This is a genomic window from Silicimonas lutimaris (assembly GCF_047314965.1).
Classification (GTDB): Bacteria; Pseudomonadota; Alphaproteobacteria; order Rhodobacterales; family Rhodobacteraceae; genus JAVJUV01.
In genome coordinates, this window is sequence record NZ_JBLBVK010000051.1 from 49,476 (window position 1) to 73,758 (window position 24,283).

Annotated in this window: 25 protein-coding genes, 1 tRNA gene and 1 riboswitch; of the genes, 12 read left to right on the forward strand and 14 right to left on the reverse strand. The window is 59.4% G+C overall.

The features are described 5' to 3' along the window. Nucleotides 1–2: 2 nt before the first annotated feature. On the forward strand, nt 3–1,181 hold the full coding sequence (locus ACKLNI_RS12490; RefSeq protein WP_413719407.1) for an ABC transporter permease: 1,179 nt from the start codon (nt 3–5) through the stop codon (nt 1,179–1,181). A 9-nt stretch (nt 1,182–1,190) separates the two neighbouring features. On the opposite strand, the gene cueR is transcribed toward ACKLNI_RS12490, so the two are convergent. Then, complete coding sequence (gene cueR, locus ACKLNI_RS12495) at nt 1,191–1,583, reverse strand: Cu(I)-responsive transcriptional regulator (protein ID WP_413719408.1); 393 nt, start codon at nt 1,581–1,583, stop codon at nt 1,191–1,193. A 131-nt stretch (nt 1,584–1,714) separates the two neighbouring features. Between cueR and ACKLNI_RS12500 the strand changes: the two genes are divergently transcribed. Further along, nucleotides 1,715–2,881: a cation:proton antiporter gene (locus ACKLNI_RS12500; protein WP_413719409.1), complete on the forward strand. Its 1,167-nt coding sequence runs from the start codon at nt 1,715–1,717 to the stop codon at nt 2,879–2,881. On the opposite strand, the gene ACKLNI_RS12505 is transcribed toward ACKLNI_RS12500, so the two are convergent. Continuing rightward, the gene (locus tag ACKLNI_RS12505; RefSeq protein WP_413719410.1) at nt 2,882–3,082 is read right to left on the reverse strand and encodes a hypothetical protein; all 201 of its coding nucleotides are present in this window, start codon (nt 3,080–3,082) and stop codon (nt 2,882–2,884) included. It lies immediately after the preceding gene. Nucleotides 3,083–3,242: 160 nt separating this feature from the next. Next, nucleotides 3,243–3,356, forward strand: a riboswitch (guanidine-I (ykkC/yxkD leader). A 92-nt stretch (nt 3,357–3,448) separates the two neighbouring features. Here ACKLNI_RS12505 and ACKLNI_RS12510 point away from each other — a divergent pair. The 6 genes from ACKLNI_RS12510 to ACKLNI_RS12535 all read left to right on the forward strand — a co-directional run bounded on the left by ACKLNI_RS12510 (nt 3,449) and on the right by ACKLNI_RS12535 (nt 9,726). Next, nucleotides 3,449–4,507 (forward strand): putative urea ABC transporter substrate-binding protein, encoded by a 1,059-nt coding sequence (locus ACKLNI_RS12510; RefSeq protein WP_413719411.1) that lies wholly within the window; start codon nt 3,449–3,451, stop codon nt 4,505–4,507. Nucleotides 4,508–4,532: 25 nt separating this feature from the next. After that, on the forward strand, nt 4,533–5,345 hold the full coding sequence (locus ACKLNI_RS12515; protein ID WP_413719412.1) for an ABC transporter permease: 813 nt from the start codon (nt 4,533–4,535) through the stop codon (nt 5,343–5,345). Further along, the gene (locus ACKLNI_RS12520) at nt 5,342–6,109 is read left to right on the forward strand and encodes an ATP-binding cassette domain-containing protein (RefSeq protein ID WP_413719413.1); all 768 of its coding nucleotides are present in this window, start codon (nt 5,342–5,344) and stop codon (nt 6,107–6,109) included. The genes ACKLNI_RS12515 and ACKLNI_RS12520 overlap by 4 nt, the downstream gene beginning before the upstream one ends. Continuing rightward, entirely contained in the window at nt 6,090–7,334 is a 1,245-nt protein-coding gene (locus ACKLNI_RS12525) for an agmatinase family protein (RefSeq protein WP_413719414.1), read from the forward strand. The genes ACKLNI_RS12520 and ACKLNI_RS12525 overlap by 20 nt, the downstream gene beginning before the upstream one ends. Further along, nucleotides 7,324–7,767 carry a hypothetical protein gene (locus tag ACKLNI_RS12530; RefSeq protein ID WP_413719415.1) on the forward strand — a complete coding sequence of 148 codons (444 nt, stop codon included), beginning with the start codon at nt 7,324–7,326 and terminating at the stop codon, nt 7,765–7,767. Before ACKLNI_RS12525 ends, ACKLNI_RS12530 begins: the two co-directional genes overlap by 11 nt. A 255-nt stretch (nt 7,768–8,022) precedes the next feature. Next, a complete protein-coding gene (locus ACKLNI_RS12535; protein WP_413719416.1) occupies nt 8,023–9,726 on the forward strand; it encodes a thiamine pyrophosphate-binding protein in 1,704 nt (567 codons plus the stop codon). A gap of 148 nt (nt 9,727–9,874) precedes the next feature. On the opposite strand, the gene ACKLNI_RS12540 is transcribed toward ACKLNI_RS12535, so the two are convergent. From ACKLNI_RS12540 to ACKLNI_RS12575, 8 genes are all read right to left on the reverse strand, one after another. Continuing rightward, nucleotides 9,875–9,951 (reverse strand) — tRNA-Pro (locus tag ACKLNI_RS12540). Between the two features lie 14 nt (nt 9,952–9,965). Next, nucleotides 9,966–10,970 (reverse strand): DMT family transporter, encoded by a 1,005-nt coding sequence (locus ACKLNI_RS12545; RefSeq protein ID WP_413719417.1) that lies wholly within the window; start codon nt 10,968–10,970, stop codon nt 9,966–9,968. A gap of 69 nt (nt 10,971–11,039) precedes the next feature. Further along, nucleotides 11,040–12,146 carry a 3-isopropylmalate dehydrogenase gene (leuB, locus tag ACKLNI_RS12550; protein WP_413719418.1) on the reverse strand — a complete coding sequence of 369 codons (1,107 nt, stop codon included), beginning with the start codon at nt 12,144–12,146 and terminating at the stop codon, nt 11,040–11,042. Between the two features lie 288 nt (nt 12,147–12,434). Beyond that, entirely contained in the window at nt 12,435–13,391 is a 957-nt protein-coding gene (locus ACKLNI_RS12555) for an endonuclease/exonuclease/phosphatase family protein (protein WP_413719419.1), read from the reverse strand. 98 nt (nt 13,392–13,489) lie between these two features. Beyond that, nucleotides 13,490–14,218 carry a hypothetical protein gene (locus ACKLNI_RS12560; RefSeq protein ID WP_413719420.1) on the reverse strand — a complete coding sequence of 243 codons (729 nt, stop codon included), beginning with the start codon at nt 14,216–14,218 and terminating at the stop codon, nt 13,490–13,492. A gap of 356 nt (nt 14,219–14,574) precedes the next feature. Beyond that, a complete protein-coding gene (leuD, locus tag ACKLNI_RS12565) occupies nt 14,575–15,183 on the reverse strand; it encodes a 3-isopropylmalate dehydratase small subunit (RefSeq protein WP_413719421.1) in 609 nt (202 codons plus the stop codon). Next, nucleotides 15,183–16,589 carry a 3-isopropylmalate dehydratase large subunit gene (leuC, locus tag ACKLNI_RS12570; RefSeq protein WP_413719422.1) on the reverse strand — a complete coding sequence of 469 codons (1,407 nt, stop codon included), beginning with the start codon at nt 16,587–16,589 and terminating at the stop codon, nt 15,183–15,185. Before leuC ends, leuD begins: the two co-directional genes overlap by 1 nt. Before the next feature lie 311 nt (nt 16,590–16,900). Beyond that, nucleotides 16,901–17,443, reverse strand: a complete 543-nt coding sequence (locus ACKLNI_RS12575; protein ID WP_413719423.1) for an adenine phosphoribosyltransferase — start codon at nt 17,441–17,443, stop codon at nt 16,901–16,903. A 163-nt stretch (nt 17,444–17,606) separates the two neighbouring features. Between ACKLNI_RS12575 and ACKLNI_RS12580 the strand changes: the two genes are divergently transcribed. Beyond that, complete coding sequence (locus ACKLNI_RS12580; protein WP_413719424.1) at nt 17,607–18,242, forward strand: DsbA family protein; 636 nt, start codon at nt 17,607–17,609, stop codon at nt 18,240–18,242. Here ACKLNI_RS12580 and ACKLNI_RS12585 read toward each other — a convergent pair. After that, nucleotides 18,239–19,117 carry an S-methyl-5'-thioadenosine phosphorylase gene (locus ACKLNI_RS12585; RefSeq protein WP_413719425.1) on the reverse strand — a complete coding sequence of 293 codons (879 nt, stop codon included), beginning with the start codon at nt 19,115–19,117 and terminating at the stop codon, nt 18,239–18,241. The genes ACKLNI_RS12580 and ACKLNI_RS12585 overlap by 4 nt on opposite strands. A 331-nt stretch (nt 19,118–19,448) precedes the next feature. Between ACKLNI_RS12585 and ACKLNI_RS12590 the strand changes: the two genes are divergently transcribed. Next, entirely contained in the window at nt 19,449–19,796 is a 348-nt protein-coding gene (locus tag ACKLNI_RS12590; RefSeq protein WP_413719426.1) for a DUF2794 domain-containing protein, read from the forward strand. 33 nt (nt 19,797–19,829) lie between these two features. Here the strand turns inward: ACKLNI_RS12590 and ACKLNI_RS12595 are convergent, their stop codons facing one another. The 3 genes from ACKLNI_RS12595 to ACKLNI_RS12605 all read right to left on the reverse strand — a co-directional run bounded on the left by ACKLNI_RS12595 (nt 19,830) and on the right by ACKLNI_RS12605 (nt 22,520). Continuing rightward, nucleotides 19,830–20,678, reverse strand: coding sequence for a C40 family peptidase (locus ACKLNI_RS12595; protein WP_413719427.1), 849 nt, complete (start codon nt 20,676–20,678; stop codon nt 19,830–19,832). Next, nucleotides 20,675–22,060, reverse strand: coding sequence for a leucyl aminopeptidase family protein (locus tag ACKLNI_RS12600; RefSeq protein WP_413719428.1), 1,386 nt, complete (start codon nt 22,058–22,060; stop codon nt 20,675–20,677). The genes ACKLNI_RS12595 and ACKLNI_RS12600 overlap by 4 nt, the downstream gene beginning before the upstream one ends. A gap of 73 nt (nt 22,061–22,133) precedes the next feature. After that, nucleotides 22,134–22,520, reverse strand: a complete 387-nt coding sequence (locus ACKLNI_RS12605; RefSeq protein ID WP_413719429.1) for a hypothetical protein — start codon at nt 22,518–22,520, stop codon at nt 22,134–22,136. A 112-nt stretch (nt 22,521–22,632) separates the two neighbouring features. Between ACKLNI_RS12605 and ACKLNI_RS12610 the strand changes: the two genes are divergently transcribed. Together ACKLNI_RS12610 and ACKLNI_RS12615 are read left to right on the forward strand one after the other, a co-directional pair. Next, on the forward strand, nt 22,633–23,283 hold the full coding sequence (locus ACKLNI_RS12610) for a carbonic anhydrase (protein WP_413719430.1): 651 nt from the start codon (nt 22,633–22,635) through the stop codon (nt 23,281–23,283). Between the two features lie 20 nt (nt 23,284–23,303). Beyond that, nucleotides 23,304–24,281 (forward strand): sodium-dependent bicarbonate transport family permease, encoded by a 978-nt coding sequence (locus ACKLNI_RS12615; protein WP_413719431.1) that lies wholly within the window; start codon nt 23,304–23,306, stop codon nt 24,279–24,281. Nucleotides 24,282–24,283: the final 2 nt, after the last annotated feature.

Here is a 24,283-nt window from a genome sequence, read left to right on the forward strand (position 1 = left end):
CCATGGTCGCACTGACACCCATTTCGCGCAAACCCGCCAGTGTCTATGTCACCGGGACCGCAATTGCCGGTGCAATCGCCGGGCTGTTCGTCGGAACAGCTCAGGGCTCCGGCATCATGGGCGTGATCCTCGGAGCGGCGATACTTGGCGCGCTGGCTTTTGTCGCAACGCAGGTGATCAAGAACGAACCGGCGACACGCTGGGGGCTCATCGCCCTGTTCGCGGTTGCCGGGTTTTTGATCGGAGGGATTTCCGCCGGCATCATTGGTGCCGCCTTCGGGTGGTTCTTCGGCTGGTTCATCTGGTGGCTCTACGAAGGCCGCTACCGCGCCAAGCTGGTGCCGTACCTGACTCCAAGGCAGGTCCTCTGGCACTATGGTTTCCGCGTAATCTGCGGAGCGATCTTTGTCTTCCTGATCACCCCGATCATCGTCGTCATGCCCCTTTCGTTCAATGCCGAGGATTTCTTCACCTTCACGCCCGAAATGCTGCGACTCGATCCGGAGGGTTATTCGCTCAAGCACTACCGTGATTTCCTGACCAACTCCGACTGGCAGAAGGCACTGTGGAACTCCGTCACAATCGCACCTGCGGCCACGTTGCTGTCCGTCAGTTTCGGCACGCTTGCCGCGATCGGACTGTCTCAGTCTCACGTGCCGTTCCGGCGTGCCATCATGGCGGTCCTGATTTCGCCGATGATCGTGCCCCTCATCATCTCGGCTGCGGGCATGTACTTCTTCTACTCCCGCATCGGGTTGCAGGGCACGTATTTCGGGGTCGTGCTGGCGCATGCGGCACTGGGCATCCCCTTCGTGATCATCACGGTGACGGCCACGCTGGTCGGCTTCGACCGGTCGCTGACACGCGCGGCGGCGAACATGGGTGCAAACCCGGTGACGACCTTCTTCCGCATCCAGATGCCGCTGATCCTGCCGGGGGTGATCTCGGGCGGACTTTTTGCCTTCATCACTTCGTTCGACGAGGTGGTCGTCGTGCTGTTTGTCGGGTCGGCCGGACAGAAGACCCTGCCGTGGCAAATGTTCACCGGTCTGCGGGAACAGATCAGCCCGACGATCTTGGCCGTGGCGACAATTCTGGTGGCGATTTCCATCGCCCTGCTGACCACAGTCGAACTCCTGCGGCGGCGCTCCGAACGGCTGCGGGGAATGTCACCCAGCTAAAGTTCCGGCTCAGTCTGTATCGCCTGCCAGCCCATCCAGTATGGGGCAGTCCGGCCTGTCATCACCGTAGCAACTGGAAACCAGCCGGCTCAGGGTGGCACGAAGGCTCTGCAACTCGGCGATCTTTTTCTCGATCTCCGCCAGATGTTCCTGTGCCAAGGCCTTGACGTCGGCACTCGCACGCGCCCTGTCCTCGTAGAGCGATAGCAACGTGCGGCAGTCATCGATGGTGAAGCCGAGCGAGCGTGCACGACTGAGAAAGATCAGCTTGTGGACATCAGAGTCCCTGAAGCTCCGATACCCGTTGTCGCTTCTCGCGGGGCGAACGAGGCCGATGTCCTCGTAATAGCGAATGGTTTTTGCCGGCAAGCCGCTGGCTTCTGCCACATCTCCGATGTTCATTTCAGACCCTCCTAACCACACCATAAAGGTTCCGGCTACAGGAAGGTCAAGAGCTGGAGCGGCGCGATAATCCTCGACGTATATGATTCCGATCAAGGAACGTGAGGCAGTCGCGTATGATTCTTCTCCCCATGGAACTGTCGACCCTCCTCATCACGCTCGGTGTTCTGTTCCTCTTTGGACTGGCCGCCGACCAAATCGGCAGCGTCACACGACTGCCGCGTGTAACCATGCTCTTGGTGCTGGGCCTCATCACCGGCCAATCCGGTCTGAAGTTGCTGCCCGAAGAAATGAACGGCTGGTTCGATATCCTGTCGATCGTGGCCCTTACAATGGTCGCATTTCTGCTGGGCAGTTCTCTTACCTGGGAAAATCTTGCCAGACATGGGCGAGCGATACTCGCGATCTCGCTGGCCGTCGCCTCGTCCACGATCGTTATCGTCTCCATCGGCCTTTACCTGGTGGGCGTCGCGCCCGGGCTGGCGCTGATCCTTGCAGCCATCGCAACGGCAACGGCGCCTGCTGCGATGACAGACGTCATTCGTCAATCCGGCGTCAGCAATGGGTTTACCGATACGCTGAAGGGCATCGTCGCTATCGACGATGCCTGGGGCCTGATCGGTTTCAGCGTCATGCTCGTTCTCGCTGGTCACAACGACGGCTGGGCCAGCGTGGCGACGGGCGCATTTGCCGATCTGGGTGGCGCGGTCGTACTTGGCCTGCTGATCGGCATTCCCGCCGCCTACCTTACCGGCCGGATCAGCCCGGGCGAGCCGCTTCAGGCAGAGGCGATCGGTCTCGTATTCCTGTCATCGGGACTGGCACTTTGGTTCGAAGTGTCTTTCCTGATCACCGCGATGACGGCGGGCGCGGTCATCGCGAATCTTGCGCGCCATCACGATCGTGCCTTTCACGAGATCGAGCATCTTCAGTGGCCATTCATGATCCTGTTCTTCCTTCTGGCTGGGGCTTCGCTGGAAATCGACGCCCTGAAAGCGATTGGATGGGTCGGCGGTCTTTACATGATCTTGCGGATCGTCGCCCGAATCCTGGGCGGTCTGGTGGGCGCAAAGATCGCCTCCGTTCCGGCGTCGCAGGGGCGGCTCTACGGCCCCGCCCTGTTGCCGCAGGCCGGTGTGGCCGTCGGCATGGCGCTTGTTGCAGGGGATGCCCTGCCGCACTGGTCCGACACGATCATGGCACTGACGATCGCAAGCACGGTTGTCTTCGAGCTGGCTGGACCGCCCGCCACAATGGCTGCCATCCGGCGAGACAACGCCACGCGCCAAAAGGAATAATCAGCAAGGGCTGGCCCAACTCAATGTCACTCCCTCTGGAATGAAACCTTCAAGCCAGCGGCGAAACAGGCCGTTGACGCGTTCCTGCACCATGAAAGTGTTGGCCGAGAAGATCGGATGCACATGAGGTTCGGTGAAGCAGAGGATCCGGTCATCGACCGATTCCACTCCGCACCACTGAGAGGCGACAGGCAGTTCCATGCTGCATCCTCTCTTGGAGCAGGGCGCGCAGCAAAGGAAATGCTTTAAAATTCATCATCGGCAGTTGGTTTCGCACAATATTCGATCAATGAAGCTGGATGACGCATCCAGATCGGGCGAAGTTCTGTGTCCTAAAAGGCCCCGGGCGCATGCTGAAGTTCAGCAGGGCGTCTAGGGTTCCGCCTCCTTCCTCCTCCCTGAGGGTCTGGTCCGAGAGACGTCGCCGAACTGGCAAATTCCATTCGGTACACGGCGGGAAAAAATCCCGGGAGAGCACTGCATTTGGGGATACGGCCGACCTCTCCAGTTCCGCCTCGGCCCCCCATATTCCCGGCAAGGCGGAACGCCGCACAAGGGGGTAATCCCATGCAAGTTCTTCGTCACCTCGCCGCAGGTGTGGCCGCGCTTTCAATCGGCGTAGCGGCCCCTGCCCTCGCACAGGAAAAGACCGAGTTCCGTGTCGCATGGTCGATCTATGTCGGCTGGATGCCCTGGGGCTATCTGGAAGAGTCGGGCATCATGGACAAATGGGCCGACAAATACGGCATCGACGTCGAGATCGTGCAGATCAACGACTACGTCGAATCCATTAACCAGTACACCGCAGGCGCATTCGACGGCGTTTCGGCCACGAACATGGACACCCTGTCCATCCCCTCGGGTGGCGGCGTCGACACAACCGCCTTGATCGTCGGCGACTTCTCGAACGGCAATGACGCCGTCATCCTTAAGGGCGACGGGGCGCTGGCGGATCTGGCTGGCAAGCCGGTGAACTTGGTCGAGCTGTCGGTGTCGCACTACCTGCTGGCCCGCGCGCTCGACAGCGTCGGACTGAAGGAAAGCGATCTTGCCAGCGTCATCAATACATCGGATGCCGACATGATCGCCGCCTTCGCGACCGATGACGTCGAGGCCGTCGTGACCTGGAACCCGCTGGTCTCGACCATCCTGGAAGACCCCAGCGCCAACAAGCTTTTCGACAGCTCCAACATTCCCGGCGAGATCATCGATCTGATGGTGGTAAACACCGAAACGCTCGAAGCGAACCCCGATTTCGGCAAGGCGCTGGTGGGTGCATGGTACGAGGTTATGGGGCTCATGGCCGCCGGTGACGAGGAAGTACTGACGGCGATGGCCATTGCGTCCGGAACCGATCTCGACGGCTACAAGGCGCAACTTGCCTCGACCGAGATGTTCTATGCTCCCGCGGATGCGGTCGACTTCACCGAAGGTGCCGAATTGCCGGCGACCATGGTGAATGTGGCCGAATTCCTGTTCGACAAAGGCATTCTGGGCGAAGGCGCACCATCGGCCGACTTCGTAGGTGTGGCCTATCCCGACGGCTCGACGACGGGCGACCCGAACAACGTGAAGTTCCGCTTCGATACGACCTACATGCAGATGGCCGCAGACGGCGCGCTCTGATCCTGCATCCCGAGGGGGCGGCTCCATGCGGCTGATCAACCGGCATCCAAGCGCCGTGGTGCGGGCGGCGCTTGTCGCCCTGCCCTTCCTGGCGGTCTTTCTGGCCTATGCGATCGGCTCGGAAATCCGGCTTGCGGCGAACCCGCAGGACAAACTCCTGCCCGCCCCCTCGACCATCGCCGCCACGGCAGAGCGATTGTTCACCGAACCAGACCGACGGTCGGAGAAGATACTGCTCTGGCACGACACGGCCGCCAGTCTGATGCGGCTTGCGCTGGGTGTCGGGATCTCGGCCGCACTGGCCACGGTGATCGGTCTCCTGATCGGGCTGCTGCCCCATGTCCGCGCAACGCTCGCCGGATTCGTGGCGGTTGTCTCGATGATCCCGCCGCTGGCGGTTCTGCCGATCCTCTTCATCGTCTTCGGACTGGGAGAGACCTCGAAGGTCGTGCTTATCGTGGTCGGCATCCTGCCTTTCCTAATTCGGGACCTTTCGGCTCGGGTGATGGAAATCCCGCGCGAGATGATCGTAAAGGCCGAGACCCTCGGCGCCTCCTCCCCCGTGATCGCCCTGCGCGTCGCCCTGCCGCAACTTCTGCCCCGACTGATCCAGGCGATACGCCTCTCGCTCGGACCCGCCTGGCTGTTCCTTATCGCGGCCGAGGCCATTGCCGCCGAACAGGGGCTTGGCTATCGCATCTTCCTTGTCCGACGCTTCCTCGCGATGGACGTGATCCTGACCTATGTGCTCTGGATCACGCTTCTGGCCTTCCTGATGGACCTGGCGCTCCGCTGGCTGTCGCGTCGCCTGTTCCCCTGGACGGAGGCAAGCCTGTGAGCTTCGTCACCGCCGAGAATATATTCCAGTCCTACGGGAACCGCCCAATTCTGGAGCGTGTGAATGTCACCGTCCAGGAAGGCGAGTTCATCTCGATCGTCGGCGCATCGGGATGCGGAAAGTCCACATTCCTGCGGCTTCTTCTGGCACAGGAACGTCCGACCAAAGGCGAGATTCGCGTCGCCGGCGCCGAACCCGCGCAAGAGCCGGGCCTGGATCGGGGCGTCGTCTTCCAGCGTTACTCGGTCTTTCCCCACATGACCGTGCGCGAAAACATCGTGGCCGGTGAAAGTTTCCGCACCCGCTGGGGTGGCTTTGGCGGGGCAGAAAAGCGCGAGGCGCGCCAACGCGCCGACCAAACGCTTGCCCGCATCGGCCTCGACCACGTGGCCGATCAGTATCCGGCAACACTGTCGGGCGGCATGCAGCAGCGGCTGGCCATCGGGCAGGCTCTAACCGCAAAGCCACGAATCCTGCTTCTGGACGAGCCCTTCGGCGCACTTGACCCGGGCACCCGGCTGGCAATGCACGACTTCCTGTCAGAGTTGCGCGCCGAGACCGGCATGACGGTCTTCATGGTTACCCACGATCTGGCCGAAGGCTTCAAGCTTGGCGACCGCGTCCTGGTCTTCGACAAGCCGCGTTGGGATCCCACGGACCCCAACGCCTATGGCGCCACCATCACCTACGATTTCGATGCCCGCGACGGCGGCATCCCGTTCCAGCGTATCATGGAGGAAACGCATGTTCTTCGCCCCACCTGACCGCACGCGGTCGCACCACCCGAAAGATCAGCTGCGCGATGAACGCCGCAATCACCACCCCGACCTCACCAAGCTGCAGGGCTGGCGCGCGATGAGGGCCGAAGCCGATCTGCCCGAGGGACGCTGGGATGAGGAGCGCCGCTGGGCGCTGCGCATGGGCCTGACCGGCGCGGACTCGATCGAAGACAAGTCGATCCCCACCTTCGCACGCGGAGAACTGCCCCATTACGCCGGCATCAACACCTTCCTGAAAGCGCCCTATGCCGAGGACGTGACCGAGGTAAAGGACTATGACGCCACCGTTCTCGGCATCCCGTTCGACGGCGGTACCACCTACCGTCCCGGCACGCGGTTCGGACCGCAGGGCGTGCGCAAGATCAGCGCGCTCTACACGCCCTACAACTACGAGATGGGCGTCGATCTGCGCGAGCAGATGACGCTTTGCGACGCCGGCGACGTCTTCACGATCCCCGCCAACATCGAGAAAAGCTTCGACCAGATCAGCCGCGCGGTCTCCCATGTGTTCAGTTCCGGCTCCCTGCCGATCATGATCGGCGGCGACCATTCCATCGGCTTTCCTTGCGTGCGCGGGATCGCCGAGTGTACATCGAAGAAGATCGGTATCGTCCATTTCGACCGCCACGCGGACATCCAGGAAAAGGATCTCGACGAGCGGATGCACACGACGCCCTGGTTCCATTCGACGAACCTGCCGAACGTCCCCGCGAAGAACCTCGTTCAGGTCGGTATCGGCGGCTGGCAGGTCCCGCGCGAGGCGGTGAAGGTGGCGCGCGAGCGTGAAACCAACATCATTACCATGTCCGACATGGAACGCATGGGCATCGACAAGACCGCCGAGATGGCGCTGGAGATGGCCTGGGACGGCGTGGACATGGTCTATATGTCCTTCGACATCGACAGCATCGATTGCGGGTTCGTCCCCGGCACTGGCTGGCCCGAGCCGGGTGGCTTCCTGCCGCGCGAGGCCCTGGCCCTGGCGTCCAAGGTCGCCGCCGAAGGTATCTGCGGAATGGAACTGGTCGAGGTTTCTCCGCCTTACGACACCTCCGACATCACCGCCCTGATGGGCACACGAGTGATCGTCGATGTCCTCGGTTCACTCGTGGCCTCGGGCAATCTCGGCAAGCACAAGGCCCATATCGACAAGCCCGTCACGATCCCGCATGGCGAATTCGAGGGAAAGAGGTGGTCCAATGCCACATGACATCGTGAACGGCCACATCGGCCACCACCATCACCACCCGCACGATCACAACCACAGCCACGACCCGGATCACCTGCACAGCCATCTCAAGCCCGAAGATGAAGCCGCTGAATTGCAGGTGCTCGCCACGCAGTTCATCGACGGCTTCGTCCATGCCGCCGACAAAACGGCCTACCTTCGTCTCGCAGGCGTACCCTTCGAGAAACCGGGCAAAGGCGGCGAGACAGCGCTGAAGCTGGTGGATGTCGAACTGAAAACCGACTGGCAGGTCGGAACCGCCTCACCTTCCTTCGGGTCGCGTGAACTCAGTCATCTTCCCTACCCCGGATCGATGGTCCAGGAACGGACGAACATGTCGCTGGTCTATGTATCGATGGACGCGAAGGAAACCGTCGATATCCGCAACTTCATCGCGGAACGCCAACACACTTAAGCAGCGTTCACCCTGCCAGACACAACAAGGCCACGACCGTGTCCCGTGGGATCACGGTCGTGGTAAATGTGCCAGCCGCCAGGTCAATTCTGCCGGCTGTTCCGCGCCGTGCCTGCGCCCGGCAGCGAAACCGGCCGCGCGATCAGTCATAGAGATCGGCGGGGAACGGCGATGAACCATAGACCGAAAATGCTAGGCGCTTGCGCCTTGGGCGGAAGGGCGCCTAAGGTCCGGCAGGATAAGGGAGATCGAGCGATGACGGCTGGCAATACACGCAACACGATGACTGGCGCAGAGGCGATGGTCCGCATGCTCGAGGCCCACGGCGTCCGCCATATCTTCGGCCTTTGCGGCGACACATCGCTTCCCTTTTATGATGCGCTCTATCAGCTTGATCACAACATCGACCACATCCTCACCCGTGACGAACGCTCGGCGGCTTACATGGCCGATGGGTACGCCCGCGTCACCGGCAGGCCTGGTATTTGCGAAGGGCCCTCGGGCGGCGGCGCAACCTACATCCTCCCGGGTCTGGTCGAGGCAAACGAAAGCTCGATCCCGGTCCTTGCCATCACGTCGGATGTCGGCACCCGCTCCAAAGGCCACTACCCGCTAACCGAGCTTGATCAGGAAGGGCTGATGCGCCCTCTGACCAAGTTCAACGCCGTCATCCAGCATGCCGACGCGATTCCGGACACGGTTCGCACAGCGTTCCGGAAGATGACAACCGGTCGACCCGGATCGGCGCATCTGGGCCTTCCCATCGATGTCCAGCGCGGTCAGGCCGACCCGGATACGATCTGGGCGGATCCAAAGCACCAGACATTTCCCGCCTACCCCGCCGGTCCCGACCCGGAGGTCATCGCGGCAGCGGTCGACGCCATTCTGTCCGCAAGGTTCCCCGTGATCATTGTCGGTGGCGGTGTGATCCTGTCTCGCGGCGAAGCCGACTTCCGATCCCTCGTGGAAACTCTCGATATTGCGGTCGCCACGACGATTTCCGGTCAGGGCACCATCCCTGAGACGCACCCGAACTGCATCGGCGTCGTCGGATCGAACGGCGGCTTACCGGAGACGCGGGAAATCGTGCAGGCGGCCGACCTCGTCGTTTTCATCGGCTGCAGGGCCGGTTCCGTCACCACGGAACTCTGGCGCTATCCAGCCAAGGGCACCCGGATCGTCCACATCGACAGTGACCCGGAAGTGATCGGCGCCTCCTATCGCACCGAAGTCGGCGTCGTCTCGGATGCCCGCCTCGCGCTTCAGGCCATAGAGACAGAACTCGCAGGAAGAGCCGACCGCAAGACCTTTGGCGGCGCAAAGGCGATAGAAGACCCGAAGTCGCGGAAATGGGCGGCCTTCGATCATCTCGCCAACAGCGACGATGCCCCGATCCGGCCGGAGCGCACGATTGCCACGCTTCGCCGTCTGCTGGATGATGATGCGATTGTCGTCGGAGATCCGGGTACACCCTGTCCCTACATCTCTGCTTTTTACGAGCTTCGGACGACGGGCCGCTCGCTCTGGTCCAACCGTGCGCATGGCGCACTCGGTTATGCAATGTCCGCGTCGGTGGGCGCTGCGGTGGGCGCGCCGGGCCGAAAGGTCGTCTCGTTGATGGGCGACGGCAGCTTCGGCTTTACCTGCGGCGAACTCGAGACCGTGGCGCGCCTTGGCCTGCCGATCACGTTCATTGTCTTCTCGAACTCGGTGTACGGCTGGATCAAGGCGGGCCAGAAGACGGCGTTCGGCGGCCGGTATTTCTCGGTGGACTTCGACCGGACCGACCATGCTGCGGTCGCCGAGGCTTTTGGCGTGAAGGCCTGGAAGGTGACGAACCCCGATGATCTGAACGCCGCGCTCAAGGCAGCCATCGACCATCCCGGCCCCTCGCTGGTCGACATCATCAGCCAGCCGCTCAACGAAGCCAAAGCACCCGTCAGCGAGTGGATCGCGTAAAGACGCGTATCGCCTGAACTCACGGCGGCGGTTTGCTCGAATTGCGCGGTCATCGGCTATGGGACGGGCTGTGCCCGACAACTTGCCATACGTTTTGCCGACGCCTTGCCGACGTTACGCAGACCCCGATCCATTGCAATTTGATTATTGGTCGGAGTGAGAGGATTCGAACCTCCGACCCCTGCCTCCCGAAGACAGTGCTCTACCAGGCTGAGCTACACTCCGACCGTCCGCGCGGATTACTTGGCTTCGCGGTGTTTTGCAAGGGCTTCATGTCCGGGAAGCACACGGTCGGACCTAGCTCGCAGCATGGCCGCAATGCTGGGTGTCGCTGGCGTCTCCGATCGCGATCTTGCGCGCGTTACCGGACGGTTCTCGGACCGCCCGGAGAGCGTTTCCCTCAATACAACGTAGATTCCGGAAAGAATGATAATTGTCGCGCCAACCCAGGTGAAGAGGTCGGGAAACTCGTCGAAAAGGAAAAACCCGAACAAGGCTGCCCAGAGAATCTGCGAATACTGCATTGGTGCCACGATAGCCGCATCGCCCCGGCGGTAGGCCGCAATCATCAATGCGCCCCCCATGAAGCCCAGCGCTGACATCACTGCCAGCAAGCCAAAATGTTCAACGGGCATGGGCTTGTAAACAAAAGGCATTGCTGCCCCCATCAGGACGAAATTCGCCATCATCGGATACAGCATCAGCACCGCGGTTCTCTCGTCGTTCCCGATCTTGCGAGTGATGACCGAAACAAGTGCGCTACCTGTCGCCGCTACAATCGCCGCGATGTGACCCAAAGAAATCTCCGTTGTGCCAGGCCGCAGAACGATCAGAACGCCGATGAGTCCAAGCACGACTGCGCTCCAGCGATGAATGCCGACGCGTTCACCAAGAATCGGAATGGACAGGACGGTGATCAGAAGGGGTGCAGCAAATAAAAACGCATAGACCTGAGCCAAGGGAAGCACAGTGAAGGAATAAAAAGCGGCTGCGCCCGTCACTACGCCCGCACCGGTGCGGGCGGCAACCCACCAGGGGTGAACGGGAAGTAACGTGCTTGCCTGCCGGTCCCGCATCAGCATCAAGGTCACCAACGGAAAACCAAGAAGCACGCTGAAGAATAGAATCTGAAACGGCATATACGTGCCGCCCAGATGCTTGATGACGGCATCATGGCTCGCAAATACGGCGAAGCTTGTCAGCGAAAAGAGAACGCCGGAAAGATTTGATCGTTCAATATGCATTTGCGAGCGGACTGGAAGCGCGGCGCAACAAAACGCCGCGCTGCACCTGCTGTCAACCCGCGAACTGCCTCAGAGACTGGCGTCCAGCTTGGCCACGATCGCGTCGCCCATTTGGCTGGTCGAGACTGGTTCCACACCGTCCTGGCCCAGAAGGTCGGCGGTCCGAAGCCCATCTGCCAGCACTGCGTTCACGGCCTCTTCCAGGCGCGTCGCCTCATCGCCCTTGTCAAAGCTGTAGCGGAGCGCCATCGCAAAGCTGAGAATACAGGCGATGGGGTTGGCCTTTCCTGTTCCCGCGATATCGGGAGCAGAGCCATGCACCGGCTCATAGAGCGCTTTGGGGCGGCCGTTTGCCATGGGGGCGCCCAGACTTGCAGATGGCAGCATGCCCAATGAACCAGTCAGCATCGCAGCCAGGTCCGACAGCAGATCGCCAAACAGGTTATCGGTGACGATTACGTCGAATTGCTTGGGCCAGCGGGTCAATTGCATGGCGCCCGCATCTGCGTACATGTGGCTCAATTTCACATCCGGATACTCGGCAGCGTGAACTTCCGTCACGACATCGCGCCAAAGAACGCCCGACTCCATCACGTTGGCCTTTTCCATCGAACACAACTTGTTCGACCTCTTCCGTGCCAGTTCGAATGCCGAACGTGCGACGCGGGCAATCTCGCTTTCGGTGTAGCGTTGCGTGTTGATGCCAACCCGCTCATTGCCTTCCCTGATGATTCCACGAGGCTCGCCAAAGTAGACTCCGCTGGTCAATTCGCGAACGATCATGATGTCCAGTCCACTGACAACATCGGGCTTCAGGGAGGAGAACTCGGCCAGCGCGTCGAAACATTGCGCAGGACGCAGGTTTGCATAAAGATCCATTTCCTTGCGGAGGCGCAGCAAACCACGCTCGGGCTTCACGCTGAAGTCCAGGGTATCGTATTTCGGACCACCGACCGCACCCAAAAGCACGGCATCGACTTCCTGCGCCTTCGCCATCGTTTCATCAGTCAGTGGAGTGCCATGCGCATCGTAAGCTGCTCCACCAACGAGGTCTTCGCTGACATCGAAAGCGAGACCGCGTCTTGCACCGAACCAATCGATAATCTTGCGAACTTCGGCCATTACCTCGGGGCCGATGCCGTCGCCGGGAAGAATGAGAAGCGAGGGGTTGGTCATGTGATGAGTCTCCGCAATCTGGTTGGTTGCGCCCTACCCTGCGGCTTCCGGAGCGTCAAGAAGACGGCGCGGCAGAAAGCCGAAGTCACCCTGTGAGAAGCTTGAAGTCCGCAACTGAAGGTCACTTGAGCATCGAAACCTACGGTTTCGCCATTATTGGGGAACGGCTCCCTCTCCAGCGACTATGTGCGGGGAGACATCTTTGCCTTGGCACCCCGAAATCCCGATCGGCTAGAGAGCGCCGGTTTCGAGAACATCTAGAATACATCAGTAAATCGGCTTCCACCTTCACTCGGTTCCCAAAAGGATGTCCACCCAGACCAGCCGATGCCGGGACGCCCGCTCGACATCACTTGTTATCGGCGCACCCGGTTCGGGCCAGAACACGCCTGCCGCAGTAACCGCAAGGTTTGATGAAGGCAGGATATAATCAACGCGAAGATTTCCAGGCTGCCCGGGATCATCTGGCCAATCCACTGTATCCAGCGAGTGATCGCCGGCTTGGAACACGTTTGCGCCGGCGTCCCGGACACTGGTCGCGACAGAACCTTCGCTCCTGGGCGCAACATCTGTGATACGCGGATCCGAAAGAAGAGCTATCAGAGCCTCGGGTCGCCCGCCGCTATCCTCGGGATCAAGGTTTGCAGCGCCCAGCAGAATGAACAGCCGGGGCGGTCTTCCAAAGGCACCGTTCAAATAGCTCAGCCAGAATGCGGTTTCGTCGTGATTTCGCCTTCCGTTACGATCTTCCGGCCCATCGAAAACAGGCGGCGTAGCGTGCCACATCAGAAGATTGAGCAATTCGCCGTCTGGCAAAATCACCGGCAAGTCCCAATGAGCCGTTGTGCTCAGACGCCCCGCCGGGCCTTCACCGGGCAACAGCAGTGCTTCGGGCAGATTGCGCCAGTCCAGAAGCGAAAAATCGCGCCAGCCTTCGCGATCGAAAGGTAGCCGCGAGAGAACAGCCAGCCCCTCCTGCCCACCAAACTCGCCAAAACCAAAGGCATCGTCGGGCTCACCCCAGCGACCGTTGCCGTTCAGATCCAACCCGCTATCGATCCCTCGGTTTGGTCGCGCGCTAAAGCGGTACGGGTACTCTCCGATCCGATCAGCCAATGCCGCCAGCGCATGACCTTTCAAGTCCCAATCAATTCCTGCCAACACAAGAACATCGGGGTTGGCCTCATGAACCACCCTAGAGAACGCCAGAATTTGTGGATCCTGATCCGTCAAACTGTCCCGCAAAAGAAGCCCGGGGCCGTCGCGCGATAACTCGGTGTGGAAGAACGCAATTCTCAGTGTCTCTTCGGCACATCCCGGCGCACCCGAAATAACCGAGAAGATCAGACCGGCAGAAGCCCACCATTTCCTTCGTCTTGAGACGACAGCTTTCGCTTCTCGGTGATGAGTGCCGCGATACGAGCCATTGCGATGCCACGCATGAAGAGAGATGCCGGAAGAAACGCCCAAGCTGCCACCGTCCAGATCAAGGTGTGCGGGTTTTCAAGTGTGACCGCGCCGAAAAGAGACGTTGCTGACTTGATCACCGCAGGTGTCAGGAATGGCAGAAGAAACCCTAAAGCGATGTTAAATCGCGCGTCCCGTTCCAACCGTTCGACGACATCGCCGCCAGCGGTAGGATCGAACGTGGGCAGGTTGACCCAGACATTGAAAGTGCCGGCCCGCGTTGGCCAGCGCTGCACACGCTGCAAAACCACGAATAGCGCCAGCGTAAACAGTGAGATGAAATAGGCGATTCCGGCCGTGTCGCGCACAAGTCGGATGTGAGAAATCGGCGCTTCTGATGGCAGCATCAGAACGACAAGGCGCACAGGGGAATATGGAAAATCGATCACTTGCCCGACAACCGAGCCAATTTTTCCCACAAACGCCGACAAAGCCGTGGGAGCCATGCTACCCTGAAGCATCAGCGAGAGGCATACCACCGTAAGTAAAAGCGACCCGAAGCGGATACGGTTGAACGGTGGAGCATCGCGAAACTCGACAAGGCCGGGGTATGAGGATGCATACTCGAAGAACGTCAAGGCTGCTGCGAAGATTGCGACCAACATTACAATCTGGGCAGCATCCGAAGACGTTCCAGGCAAAAGCATGGATGGCGTCACGATCATTATAACGACGAGGAATGCGCGAAAGGCCGCGCCGCTTAGCCGCGATATCACTGCACCTGCCCCTTTGAACGGCGCGCAATAGCACGCCGTTGATCTGCCTCTGTCCGCCCTAAGCGACGGTTTGCCATAGTTTTGCCCAATTTCTGCCTTCTTTCAGACACTCCAGCAAGAACCTCTGAAAACTGAATGAATTTCTGGGCGATTTCGTGGTGGGATTGGTGCGACAATGCATCAAATGTGAAACGAAAAAGGGCCAATCCGAGGATTGGCCCTAGATATTGTGTGTCAGGCCTCAATCAGACCCAAGGCCGCGCTTGTGCTGATTTCCTTTCAAAGGCGTCGATCGCCGAAGAGGCGTTCTCCAACGTGAGGCCGATATCATCGAGTCCATTCAGAAGGCAGTGCTTCTTGAAAGCATCCACCTCAAACGAGAATACATCCCCGTCGGAGGACGTAACGGTCTGAGCGTCGAGATCCACCGTTATCCGGGCATTCGAACCCTTTTCGGCGTCCTTCATGAGGACTTCCACCTGCTCAGGCGCAAGGACGACGGGCAATATGCCGTTCTTGAAGCAGTTGTTGTAAAAGATATCGGCGAAACTTGTCGAAATGACGCAGCGAATACCGAAGTCCAGAAGAGCCCAGGGAGCATGCTCGCGGCTTGAACCACATCCAAAATTGTCGCCTGCCACAAGGATCTCGGCCTCGCGGTAGGCTGGCTGGTTCAGGATGAAATCTTCGATCTCGTTGCCATCGCGATCGTAGCGCATCTCGTCGAAGAGATTCACTCCCAAGCCGGTGCGCTTGATGGTCTTCAGAAACTGCTTGGGGATGATCATGTCGGTATCGATGTTGACCAACGGCATCGGAGCCGCGACCCCAGTGAGTGTTGTGAACTTTTCCATTACATCATCTCCCGCACATCAGTCAGGCGACCGGTCACAGCCGCAGCCGCCGCCATCGCCGGGGACATCAAGTGCGTCCGCCCCTTGTAACCCTGGCGTCCCTCGAAGTTCCGGTTCGACGTAGAAGCGCAGCGTTCTTCCGGTGCGAGTTGGTCGGGGTTCATTGCGAGACACATAGAGCAACCGGCAAGGCGCCATTCAAAGCCCGCGTCTCGGAAGATATCTGCCAGTCCCTCTTCCTCGGCCTGCGCGCGCACAAGTCCCGATCCGGGCACGACCATTGCGCGCTTCACCGCAATTTTCTTGCCTTTGACAACCTCAGCAGCGGCGCGCAGGTCTTCGATGCGGCCGTTGGTGCATGAGCCGATAAAGACCGTGTCGATCGCGATATCGGTCAGCTTCTGGCCGGGCTTCAGGCCCATATACTCGAGAGACCGTTGCGCTGCCCCCACTTTGCCACCCTTGAAGTCCTCGGGCGCAGGCACATTGGCTGTAATCGGCAAGACATCCTCGGGGCTCGTGCCCCAAGTGACAACAGGCGCGATATCCTCGCCCTTGATCGTGACAACCTTGTCCCAATGAGCGTCATCGTCGGAATAGAGCGTTTTCCACCAAGCCATCGCCGCTTCCCACTGTGCACCCTTGGGCGCATGAGGACGGCCCTTGACGTACTCGAAGGTCTTTTCATCCGGAGCGATCAGACCGGCACGCGCGCCGCCTTCGATCGCCATGTTGCAGACCGTCATCCGGCCTTCCATGGACAGATCGCGAATGGCTTCGCCGCAGTATTCGATGACATAGCCAGTGCCACCCGCGGTGCCGGTGGCCCCGATCACCGAAAGCGTGATGTCCTTGGCGGTCACACCGGGGCGAAGCTTGCCTGTGATCTCGACCTTCATGTTCTTGGACTTCTTCTGGATCAGCGTCTGAGTAGCCAAAACATGCTCGACCTCAGAAGTTCCGATCCCATGGGCGAGTGCGCCGAATGCGCCGTGCGTCGCCGTATGGCTATCGCCGCATACGACGGTCATCCCCGGCAGCGTCCATCCCTGCTCAGGACCGACTATGTGCACAATGCCCTGCCGGATATCGGTCACCGGGTAGTAGTGGATGCCGAAGTCCTTCGCGTTCTTGTCCAGCGCCGCGACCTGGATGGCGCTGTCTTCGGTCATGTTCGCGGGGTTCTCCCGTCCGGGAGTCGTGGGAACGTTGTGGTCCGGAACGGCAATGGTCTTGTCGGGCGCGCGCACCGTACGTCCGGTCATTCGCAGACCTTCGAAGGCCTGCGGGCTGGTCACTTCGTGGACAAGGTGGCGATCAATATACAGATGGCAGGTGCCGTCTTCAGCTTCATAGGCTACGTGCTCATCCCAAATCTTATCGTAGAGCGTACGGGCTTTTGTCATTTCATGGATCCCTGACTGACATGGAAGTTTATTGCGCATGCATGCGCGGATAGCCGGTCAGGCAAGTCGTGCCAGCACCGTCATCGTCGCGCCGAAAAAGCGCCAAGGCAGGCGAGCGCGGTCATCCATGTCGAAAAAACGAGTCATGAACGGTCAGATACACCCGAGCGAAGCACATAACAAGGAATCCGTTTGAAAACGCGACGCCCCGCCGTTCCGCGAGGCGTCGAAACTTGTTAGGGACACATGATCCGCAGACCATGGACCCCGCATACAAACCGATTGCTAAAGTTGTGTTAAAAATCGCAACGTCAGCCGCCCTCAAATTCGCAAAGCGTATGAACATCCATTCCCAGGGCTTCCAGCTTTTTGCGGCCGCCCAGTTCCGGCAGATCAACGATGAAAGCACAGCCAACGATGTCGCCTCCCATCCGCTCGATCAGCTTGATGCCTGCCTCGCAGGTTCCCCCTGTCGCCAGAAGGTCATCAACCACCAGAACCTTTTCACCTGGCTGGATGGCATCATCATGGACCTCCATAATCGCCTCGCCGTATTCCAGTTTGTATTCCTGGCTTATTGTCGCGCCTGGCAACTTTCCCTTCTTCCGGATCGGAACGAATCCGACGGACAATTGGTGCGCTATCGCGCCGCCGATGATGAAGCCTCGCGCTTCCAGTCCGACCACCTTGTCGATGCGCTCACCTGCATAAGGGTGAAGGAGCTGATCGATGCAAATGCGGAAACCGCGAGCATCCGCGAAAAGCGTAGTAACATCGCGGAACATGATTCCTTCATGCGGAAAATCCACGATGGTTCGAATATAGTCCCTGACGGTCTTATTCCGATTTTCCATGGCAAGCCCTATTTCTGTCTCGCAGGCATATCATCGGCTGCTATCCGGGAAGGCAAGGCACTTGGGACGCAAGAGCACATCACGGCGCGACCTGTTGCGCCTAGCCCTAGGCCTAGGGATCGTTGCCGGGGGCTGGCAACTTTGGATCCGTCGACCGCGAGCATTGGAATTCAGCGAGATTCCGGGTTTGCCAGGCTGGCGCCAGCTGTCTTTCCGCGGAATTTCTAATTTGACTGGCGGCGCCACGGGAGCTGTCTTTCTCGGTATGGGAGCTGAAACTCGGCCAGAGCCACTTTCACCGCCCGAACTCTGCGACGTGCTATATCCAAACCATCAGAAGAGCTTGCCGGTCGCTTATTTCACCGATGTGAATTGCCCTAATTGCCGCAGCCTAGAGACCAAACTCGCAACTCGCGCTGACAAGCTCAAGCCAACAACGCTTCACTTACCGCTTCTGGGGAGCGACTCACTGTTAGCAGCAAAAGCGATAATTGCCGCCGAGTTGCAGGGACGAGAGCGAGAGTTTCGTGCTGCAATCTGGGAAATCGGATTTGCACCCCAGCTTTTGGGACGGCTTTCGAAAGCAAGCGGCGTTGATTTCGACCGACTGGGAGCCGACATCGAAAGCCCTGAAATCGAATTCCGCTTGGAACTGGCGAAACAGGCCGCCGAGACCTTGGGGATTTATGGAATTCCGGCCCTGACTATTGGCCGAACGCTGGTCATTGGAGACATCCCAGCAAAGATGCTTGACCGGCTGATCGCATTGGAGGCCGAACGACGCCCGGTCAGCTGTTAGAGGAGAATCCGACCGGCCACCGCGTCAAGTTTTGCCAACATTGCAGGATCCCTTTTTTCCGGCACTGTGAGGATCGCGTATTCGAGAGCTCGATCACACCCATGCGGACAGGGTACACGCCTAGCGCCAAGAAGTCCGGGAAGACGCGATACCAGAGAGCGCGCCTTCTCCGCGTTACCCATCAACGTGGCGATGATCTCGGCGACATCGACCTCGCCGTGATCCGGATGCCAGCTATCGTAGTCGGTTATCATCGCGACACTCGCGTAACACAGCTCGGCTTCGCGGGCGAGCTTGGCTTCCGGCATGTTCGTCATGCCGATCACATCACATTTCCAAACGTCGCGATACATCTTCGACTCAGCCAGCGAAGAGAACTGCGGCCCTTCCATGGCAAGATAGGTACCACCTCTGTGCACAGTGACACCGGCATCTTTTGCTGCCATCTCACAGGCATCCCCCAATCTTGGGCAGGTCGGATGTGCCACGCTGACGTGCGCAACGAAGCCTGTTCCAAAGAAGGACTTCTCCCTGGCAAAGGTGCGGTCAATGAACTGATCTACAATCACGAAATCACCTGGCGCCATTTCCTCGCGGAAAGAGCCACAAGCTGACACGCTGACGATGTCTGTCACGCCGAGGCGCTTCAATGCGTCGATATTTGCGCGATAGGGAACTGTCGAGGGTGAATGAATGTGACCGCGACCGTGCCGGGGCAGAAACGCCATGCTGACGCTATTCAGAGAGCCCGTCAGAATTTGATCCGAAGGCGTTCCCCACGGGCTGTCCACCGTGACCCATTCCGCCCCTTCCAGCCCGTCAATTTCATAGACTCCGCTTCCACCGATCACACCGATCATTGTCTTTGCTGCCATCGTCACTCTCCGGTTTCCGGGTTGACCCTACCGGCGATGCGGAAATTGGCAAGGCATCTTGCGGGCAGCCAAAGAAGCTCTGAAAAGAGAAAACCCCCGCCGTTTCGGCAGGGGCTTTTGTCCCTCGACCCCGTGAAGGGGTTCCCCGGTGCCGCAGGCTGGGTGGGGGCTGTTAATCCGCGACACCGGGGATAGCGTCTTTTCGCTACAATCTCTTTCTGCATCTGAACTTGGGCAAGAAGACGGGGCTTGTCGGTCCGTGCCAAGGTAATTTCGTGGCGAAGATGCGGCGGGGCTTGATTCGAGTTCCCGGCGCTGTCAACTTGAAGGCATGACGGTTCAGCCACCGACACCTTTCCCGACTTCACCGCAATTGCCGGAGCAGGTTGCCTTTGATCGCGCGGAACTATCTGTAATTCTTGGAGTTTATGGCCGCATGGTTGCTGCCGGCGAGTGGCGCGACTACGGCATGTCGTTTCTCAGGGATGTCGCCATCTTCTCGATCTTTCGCCGCGCGGCCGAACACCCGATCTACCGGATCGAGAAACGGCCCAAACTGCGAGGCCGTCAGGGCATGTACGCCGTGATCGGAATGGACGGACAGATCCTGAAGCGCGGGCACGACCTGAGGACTGTTCTGCGCGTGCTCGAACGCAAGCTGATCCGGGCCGTCGAGTAAAATAGCTCTCGGACGACAGAAGAAACGATCCGATCAAATTGCGGGCATGGGGCGCCGTTCGGGTCTGAGCCGAAGGGTAACAGGTCCGGTATCAGTGGTCGCGATGCGGGCGATAGCGACGACAATGGGTTCCTCGACGACCATCATATGAAAAGCGTTGGCATGGATTATCATCTCAGACCCCGCGGCCATCCCGACGTGGCCCCTCCAGAATATCAGGTCGCCGGGTTCGAAACGCTGGCTTTCCGAAAGGTGTTCACCTGGCATGGCCGATTGCAGATCGCTGTCTGGGGCACACGCAAGTCCGCTTGCGTGCATGGCTAACTGCACGAGTCCGGAACAATCGACCCCAAAGCCGGAATTTCCAGCCCACACATAGGGTGTGCCCAGGAAGGCACGGGCAACATCCACGGGATCGAGTGGAACCTCGGTCAAATGCTGCCCCGGCACCCAGAGCGAACCATCGGAAATCGCGATCTCTGCCCATCCGCCAAGACGGGAAAGGACGTGAACGCCGGATGCCATGTGAATTGGGAGCGAGCGTGGGATCTTGAAATCAGGCTTTGCATAGCCCCACGTCGTCCTAACCGCAATTCTGTGCGTCGGCGCATGCCATGCACCAAGCCGATTTATCTCGACCCAGCCACAATAGCCGTCCTTGGCGGACCGTCCAAAGGCCCATTCGCCGCGCCGCTCGATAACGTCGAATGCGTCCCCGAAAAGAAGTTCTCGGTTGATTGCTCCGTTCGGCTGATCGTGTAGCCATTGGCCGCACAAAAGGCCCATTCGTTGGGGCGTCACATAGTCTTCGGCCTCGACTTTGCCGCGCAAACTTTGGTCAGCCACACGCCCGCTGAAGGCCAGAAGCCGCCTGTCCGTCACGCCAGCATCCCTGGCAACGCCTCGAACAAGGCTCGTATGCCCTGTCCAGCACCGCCCTTGGGTCGTCCTGGCTCAGATTTAGGCGTCCATCCGTAGATGTCGAAGTGCATGTAACGCGATGTGTCGGTCACAAAGCGTCGCAGAAAGAGAGCCGCGGTTATCGAACCCGCGAAACCTCCAGAAGGAGCATTGTCGAGGTCAGCAATGCCGGGTTCGATCATCGACTCATAGGGATTCCAAAATGGCATGCGCCAGACTGGGTCGCGCACATCGCGCGCTGCCGCCTCGAGCGCTGCGGCGTCTGCATCACTATCGGTGTAATAGGGCGCAAGGTCCGGCCCGACGGCCACCCGCGCCGCGCCGGTCAGCGTAGCCATCGAGACAATCAGGTTCGGTTTCGCTTCGTCGGCCATCGCCAACGCATCCGCCAGAACCAACCGCCCTTCGGCATCCGTGTTGTTGATCTCGACCGTCAATCCTTTTCGGCTGGTCAGGATATCTCCTGGGCGGAAAGACGCACCCGAAACGCTGTTCTCGACCGCAGGAACCAAGACTCGCAGCCTTAGGGCCGCATTAGATTCCATCAGCATGTAGGCAAGGCCAAGTACGTTCGCCGCTCCACCCATGTCCTTTTTCATCAGGCCCATCGATGTGGCGGGCTTGAGATTCAGGCCACCAGTATCGAAGCAGACCCCTTTTCCAACCAGAGTAACTGCCGGGCCAGCCTTCCCCCAAGTCATATCGATCAACCGCGGCACACGCGGACTGGCTCGACCGACGGCGTGTATCATGGGTAGATTCGCCCCCAAGAGCGCGTCACCCGAAACGACTGAAACTTCCGCCCCGAACCTGCCCGCAAGATCACGAGTGGCCTGCTCCAGTTCGTCCGGCCCCATGTCTGAGGCGGGAGTATTGATCAAGTCGCGCACCAACGCCTCACCGGCGGCAATTGTCTCCAGCCTTGAAAAGTGGATGTCAGCGGGCGCAATAAGATCGGCTCTTGCGTCAGAAGAGGATGAATAGCGGTCGAACTTGTAACCAGCCAGCAACCAGCCTAGCGCGGCCTCGCCAAGGTCTTCATCCATTAGCTCGGTTTCGAGGCGCCAAAGACCTTCTGGCAACTTGCCCCTCAGGGAAGCCACGATAAACCTCTTGCGGAGACGATCGCTTCGCCCTCCCAATCCTCCGGCCGCGGCGGCGATCTGGCCGCCCGCCGCGGGGATCAGGACGATCTCACCCGACTTTGCACCAAAGCCCGAGGCTTCGACCCACGCCCGGGCGGCGGGGTCCAGAACTGTGAGGAAGACCGCGAGATCTTCTTTGGTCACAAGATGAAGTGGCCTCGCAGACCCGTCATCGGCGGCGAATTTCAGACTTTTCACGACTTGCCTCTCCCAAAGCGTTCGTCAGGAACCTAAGACAAGCCGGTGTCGGGGGAAATGCCCTAAGGAGAAGTCAAATCCGGCGATACGCAAATTCCAGCACCGAGGCCAGTGATGCTTCCCCGACCCGAACTGCGCGTGATACGACCGCCGCGAGGGCCACTTCGTCTCGGCTTCCGATCAGCATCGTCAGGTGTCGTGCGACCAAAGCACTTTGTGTCAAACCCAGGTTTTCAGACAATGCCACCATCATTTCAGCTTGGCTGGACAATCGGTCGAATTCACCCGCGGACCATGAAGCCTCGACCGCAGACAAACAAACGATGAAGTCTTCGAAAAGATCGTCTGCGTATGCCAGAGCGTTTGAAGCTCCCGACTGAAAAACCGACGTTTGAAACGCGCCCGTATCAAGCGAAATCGACTCGATCGGATGCAGGAAGACAACTTCTCCCAACAGCATTGAAACCCCTTTCCCCTCAGAAAGAACGTCACCTCGATAATTGCCACCCGCGAAGAAATGCTTGATACAGGTTTGGAAAATGCGGGAAATTTGACGAGAATTTCACATGCCGATGAAGCACATACGCCCGCTGCCCGGGCATCTGGTCAAGCGATACCATGGCTGGAAAGCCACGACCTATAACGAAAATCATGTCTGGTATCGCCGTTTGGCCGAAGACGGACAGAGACCGCGCGCGATGATTGTGGCGTGCTGCGACAGCCGCGTGAATATGACTTCGCTTTTCGAGGCAGACGCCGGAGAGTTCTTCATCCACCGGAACATCGCCAACCTTATCCCGCCATACGCACCCGACGGTGACCACCACGGCACATCCGCAGCGATCGAATACGCCGTCACGTCGCTCAAGATTGCGCACTTGATGGTCGTCGGGCACTCGCAATGCGGAGGTGTCGCCGGTTGCCATGCGATGTGTTCCGGCAAGGCCCCGGAACTGGAGCAAGCGTCGAGTTTCGTTGGACGCTGGATGGATATTCTGCGCCCGGGATATGAGCGCGTGTCCGACAAGGGAGATGATGCAGAGCAGATAAGGGCGCTGGAGCAGGAGGCCGTTCTGGTCTCGCTCAAGAATCTGGTAACGTTCCCATTCGTGCGGGAAGCGGTAGACAACGACTCGCTGACCCTTCATGGGTTATGGACCGATCTGGCCGAAGGCGCGTTGTTCCAGTTCGATCCGGCAACCCGCTCTTTCCAACCGGTCTAAAACGGATATACGGCGGCAGTATGGGTGAAATTCTATCTCTTGCCGCGACCAACCTGATCTCGCCGATCATTCTGTCCTTCGTCCTTGGCGTTGTTGCAGCCCTTGCAAGATCCGATCTGACGATCCCAGAGGCCGTTGCGAAGGGGATGTCTATCTATCTTCTCTTCGCAATCGGCTTCAAGGGCGGCGCAGGCGTCGCGGCGCACGGGATTGACGGGACACTTGTCGCGACGATCATGGCAGGCCTGCTTTTGTCCTTCATTTTACCGTTCATCGCATTCTACCTGCTGCGAATATTAACGCCACTTGACTTGGTCGAGCGCGCCGCTGTCGCCGCCCACTATGGATCGATCTCGATCGTGACTTTCGTAGCGGCAACATCAGTGCTCGAGGGGCGCGGTCTCGACCCCGAAGGTTACATGGTCGCAGTTGCCGCCGTCATGGAGGCGCCTGCGATCCTCTCGGCGCTTTGGCTGGTGTCGCGTGGGAACGGAAATGCCAATGTCGATGCCGGCCTCTACCGGGAGATCCTATTCAACGGTTCCATCGTTTTGCTGGTTGGCTCCTTCCTGATAGGCGTAATCACAGGAGACAAAGGTCTGGAAAAAATTGCGCCCTTCATTGTTGCTCCATTCCAGGGAGTGTTGTGCCTGTTTCTGCTTGATATGGGCCTGGTTGCAGGACGGGGGCTGCGAGACAGTAGGAAGGACTTGGGCTTCGGCGCGGTCATATTCGGCATTGTCATGCCGCTCGTCGGCAGTTTGGTAGGGCTTCTTGCGGCACTCGCAATCGGCCTTTCGACAGGCGGCGCGGCCCTACTGATGACGTTGTCGGCGTCAGCCTCCTATATCGCGGTACCTGCCGCTATGCGTGTCGCCCTGCCCGAGGCACGCCCATCAATCTACCTGACACTTTCCCTGGGCGTTACTTTTCCCTTCAACCTAACTATCGGCATACCGCTTTATGCCGCACTTGCCGGATCATTCGTCGGAGGCTGATC

What these genes read in the sequence shown, in the direction of transcription:
- ACKLNI_RS12490 (WP_413719407.1), top strand. Translation starts at nt 3, where the DNA reads ATGGTCGCACTGACACCCATTTCGCGCAAACCCGCCAGTGTCTATGTC.
- cueR (WP_413719408.1), bottom strand. Translation starts at nt 1,583, where the DNA reads ATGAACATCGGAGATGTGGCAGAAGCCAGCGGCTTGCCGGCAAAAACC.
- ACKLNI_RS12500 (WP_413719409.1), top strand. Translation starts at nt 1,715, where the DNA reads ATGGAACTGTCGACCCTCCTCATCACGCTCGGTGTTCTGTTCCTCTTT.
- ACKLNI_RS12505 (WP_413719410.1), bottom strand. Translation starts at nt 3,082, where the DNA reads ATGGAACTGCCTGTCGCCTCTCAGTGGTGCGGAGTGGAATCGGTCGAT.
- ACKLNI_RS12510 (WP_413719411.1), top strand. Translation starts at nt 3,449, where the DNA reads ATGCAAGTTCTTCGTCACCTCGCCGCAGGTGTGGCCGCGCTTTCAATC.
- ACKLNI_RS12515 (WP_413719412.1), top strand. Translation starts at nt 4,533, where the DNA reads ATGCGGCTGATCAACCGGCATCCAAGCGCCGTGGTGCGGGCGGCGCTT.
- ACKLNI_RS12525 (WP_413719414.1), top strand. Translation starts at nt 6,090, where the DNA reads ATGTTCTTCGCCCCACCTGACCGCACGCGGTCGCACCACCCGAAAGAT.
- ACKLNI_RS12530 (WP_413719415.1), top strand. Translation starts at nt 7,324, where the DNA reads ATGCCACATGACATCGTGAACGGCCACATCGGCCACCACCATCACCAC.
- ACKLNI_RS12535 (WP_413719416.1), top strand. Translation starts at nt 8,023, where the DNA reads ATGACGGCTGGCAATACACGCAACACGATGACTGGCGCAGAGGCGATG.
- ACKLNI_RS12545 (WP_413719417.1), bottom strand. Translation starts at nt 10,970, where the DNA reads ATGCATATTGAACGATCAAATCTTTCCGGCGTTCTCTTTTCGCTGACA.
- leuB (WP_413719418.1), bottom strand. Translation starts at nt 12,146, where the DNA reads ATGACCAACCCCTCGCTTCTCATTCTTCCCGGCGACGGCATCGGCCCC.
- ACKLNI_RS12560 (WP_413719420.1), bottom strand. Translation starts at nt 14,218, where the DNA reads ATGTTGGTCGCAATCTTCGCAGCAGCCTTGACGTTCTTCGAGTATGCA.
- leuD (WP_413719421.1), bottom strand. Translation starts at nt 15,183, where the DNA reads ATGGAAAAGTTCACAACACTCACTGGGGTCGCGGCTCCGATGCCGTTG.
- leuC (WP_413719422.1), bottom strand. Translation starts at nt 16,589, where the DNA reads ATGACAAAAGCCCGTACGCTCTACGATAAGATTTGGGATGAGCACGTA.
- ACKLNI_RS12575 (WP_413719423.1), bottom strand. Translation starts at nt 17,443, where the DNA reads ATGGAAAATCGGAATAAGACCGTCAGGGACTATATTCGAACCATCGTG.
- ACKLNI_RS12585 (WP_413719425.1), bottom strand. Translation starts at nt 19,117, where the DNA reads ATGGCAGCAAAGACAATGATCGGTGTGATCGGTGGAAGCGGAGTCTAT.
- ACKLNI_RS12590 (WP_413719426.1), top strand. Translation starts at nt 19,449, where the DNA reads ATGACGGTTCAGCCACCGACACCTTTCCCGACTTCACCGCAATTGCCG.
- ACKLNI_RS12605 (WP_413719429.1), bottom strand. Translation starts at nt 22,520, where the DNA reads ATGCTGTTGGGAGAAGTTGTCTTCCTGCATCCGATCGAGTCGATTTCG.
- ACKLNI_RS12610 (WP_413719430.1), top strand. Translation starts at nt 22,633, where the DNA reads ATGAAGCACATACGCCCGCTGCCCGGGCATCTGGTCAAGCGATACCAT.
- ACKLNI_RS12615 (WP_413719431.1), top strand. Translation starts at nt 23,304, where the DNA reads ATGGGTGAAATTCTATCTCTTGCCGCGACCAACCTGATCTCGCCGATC.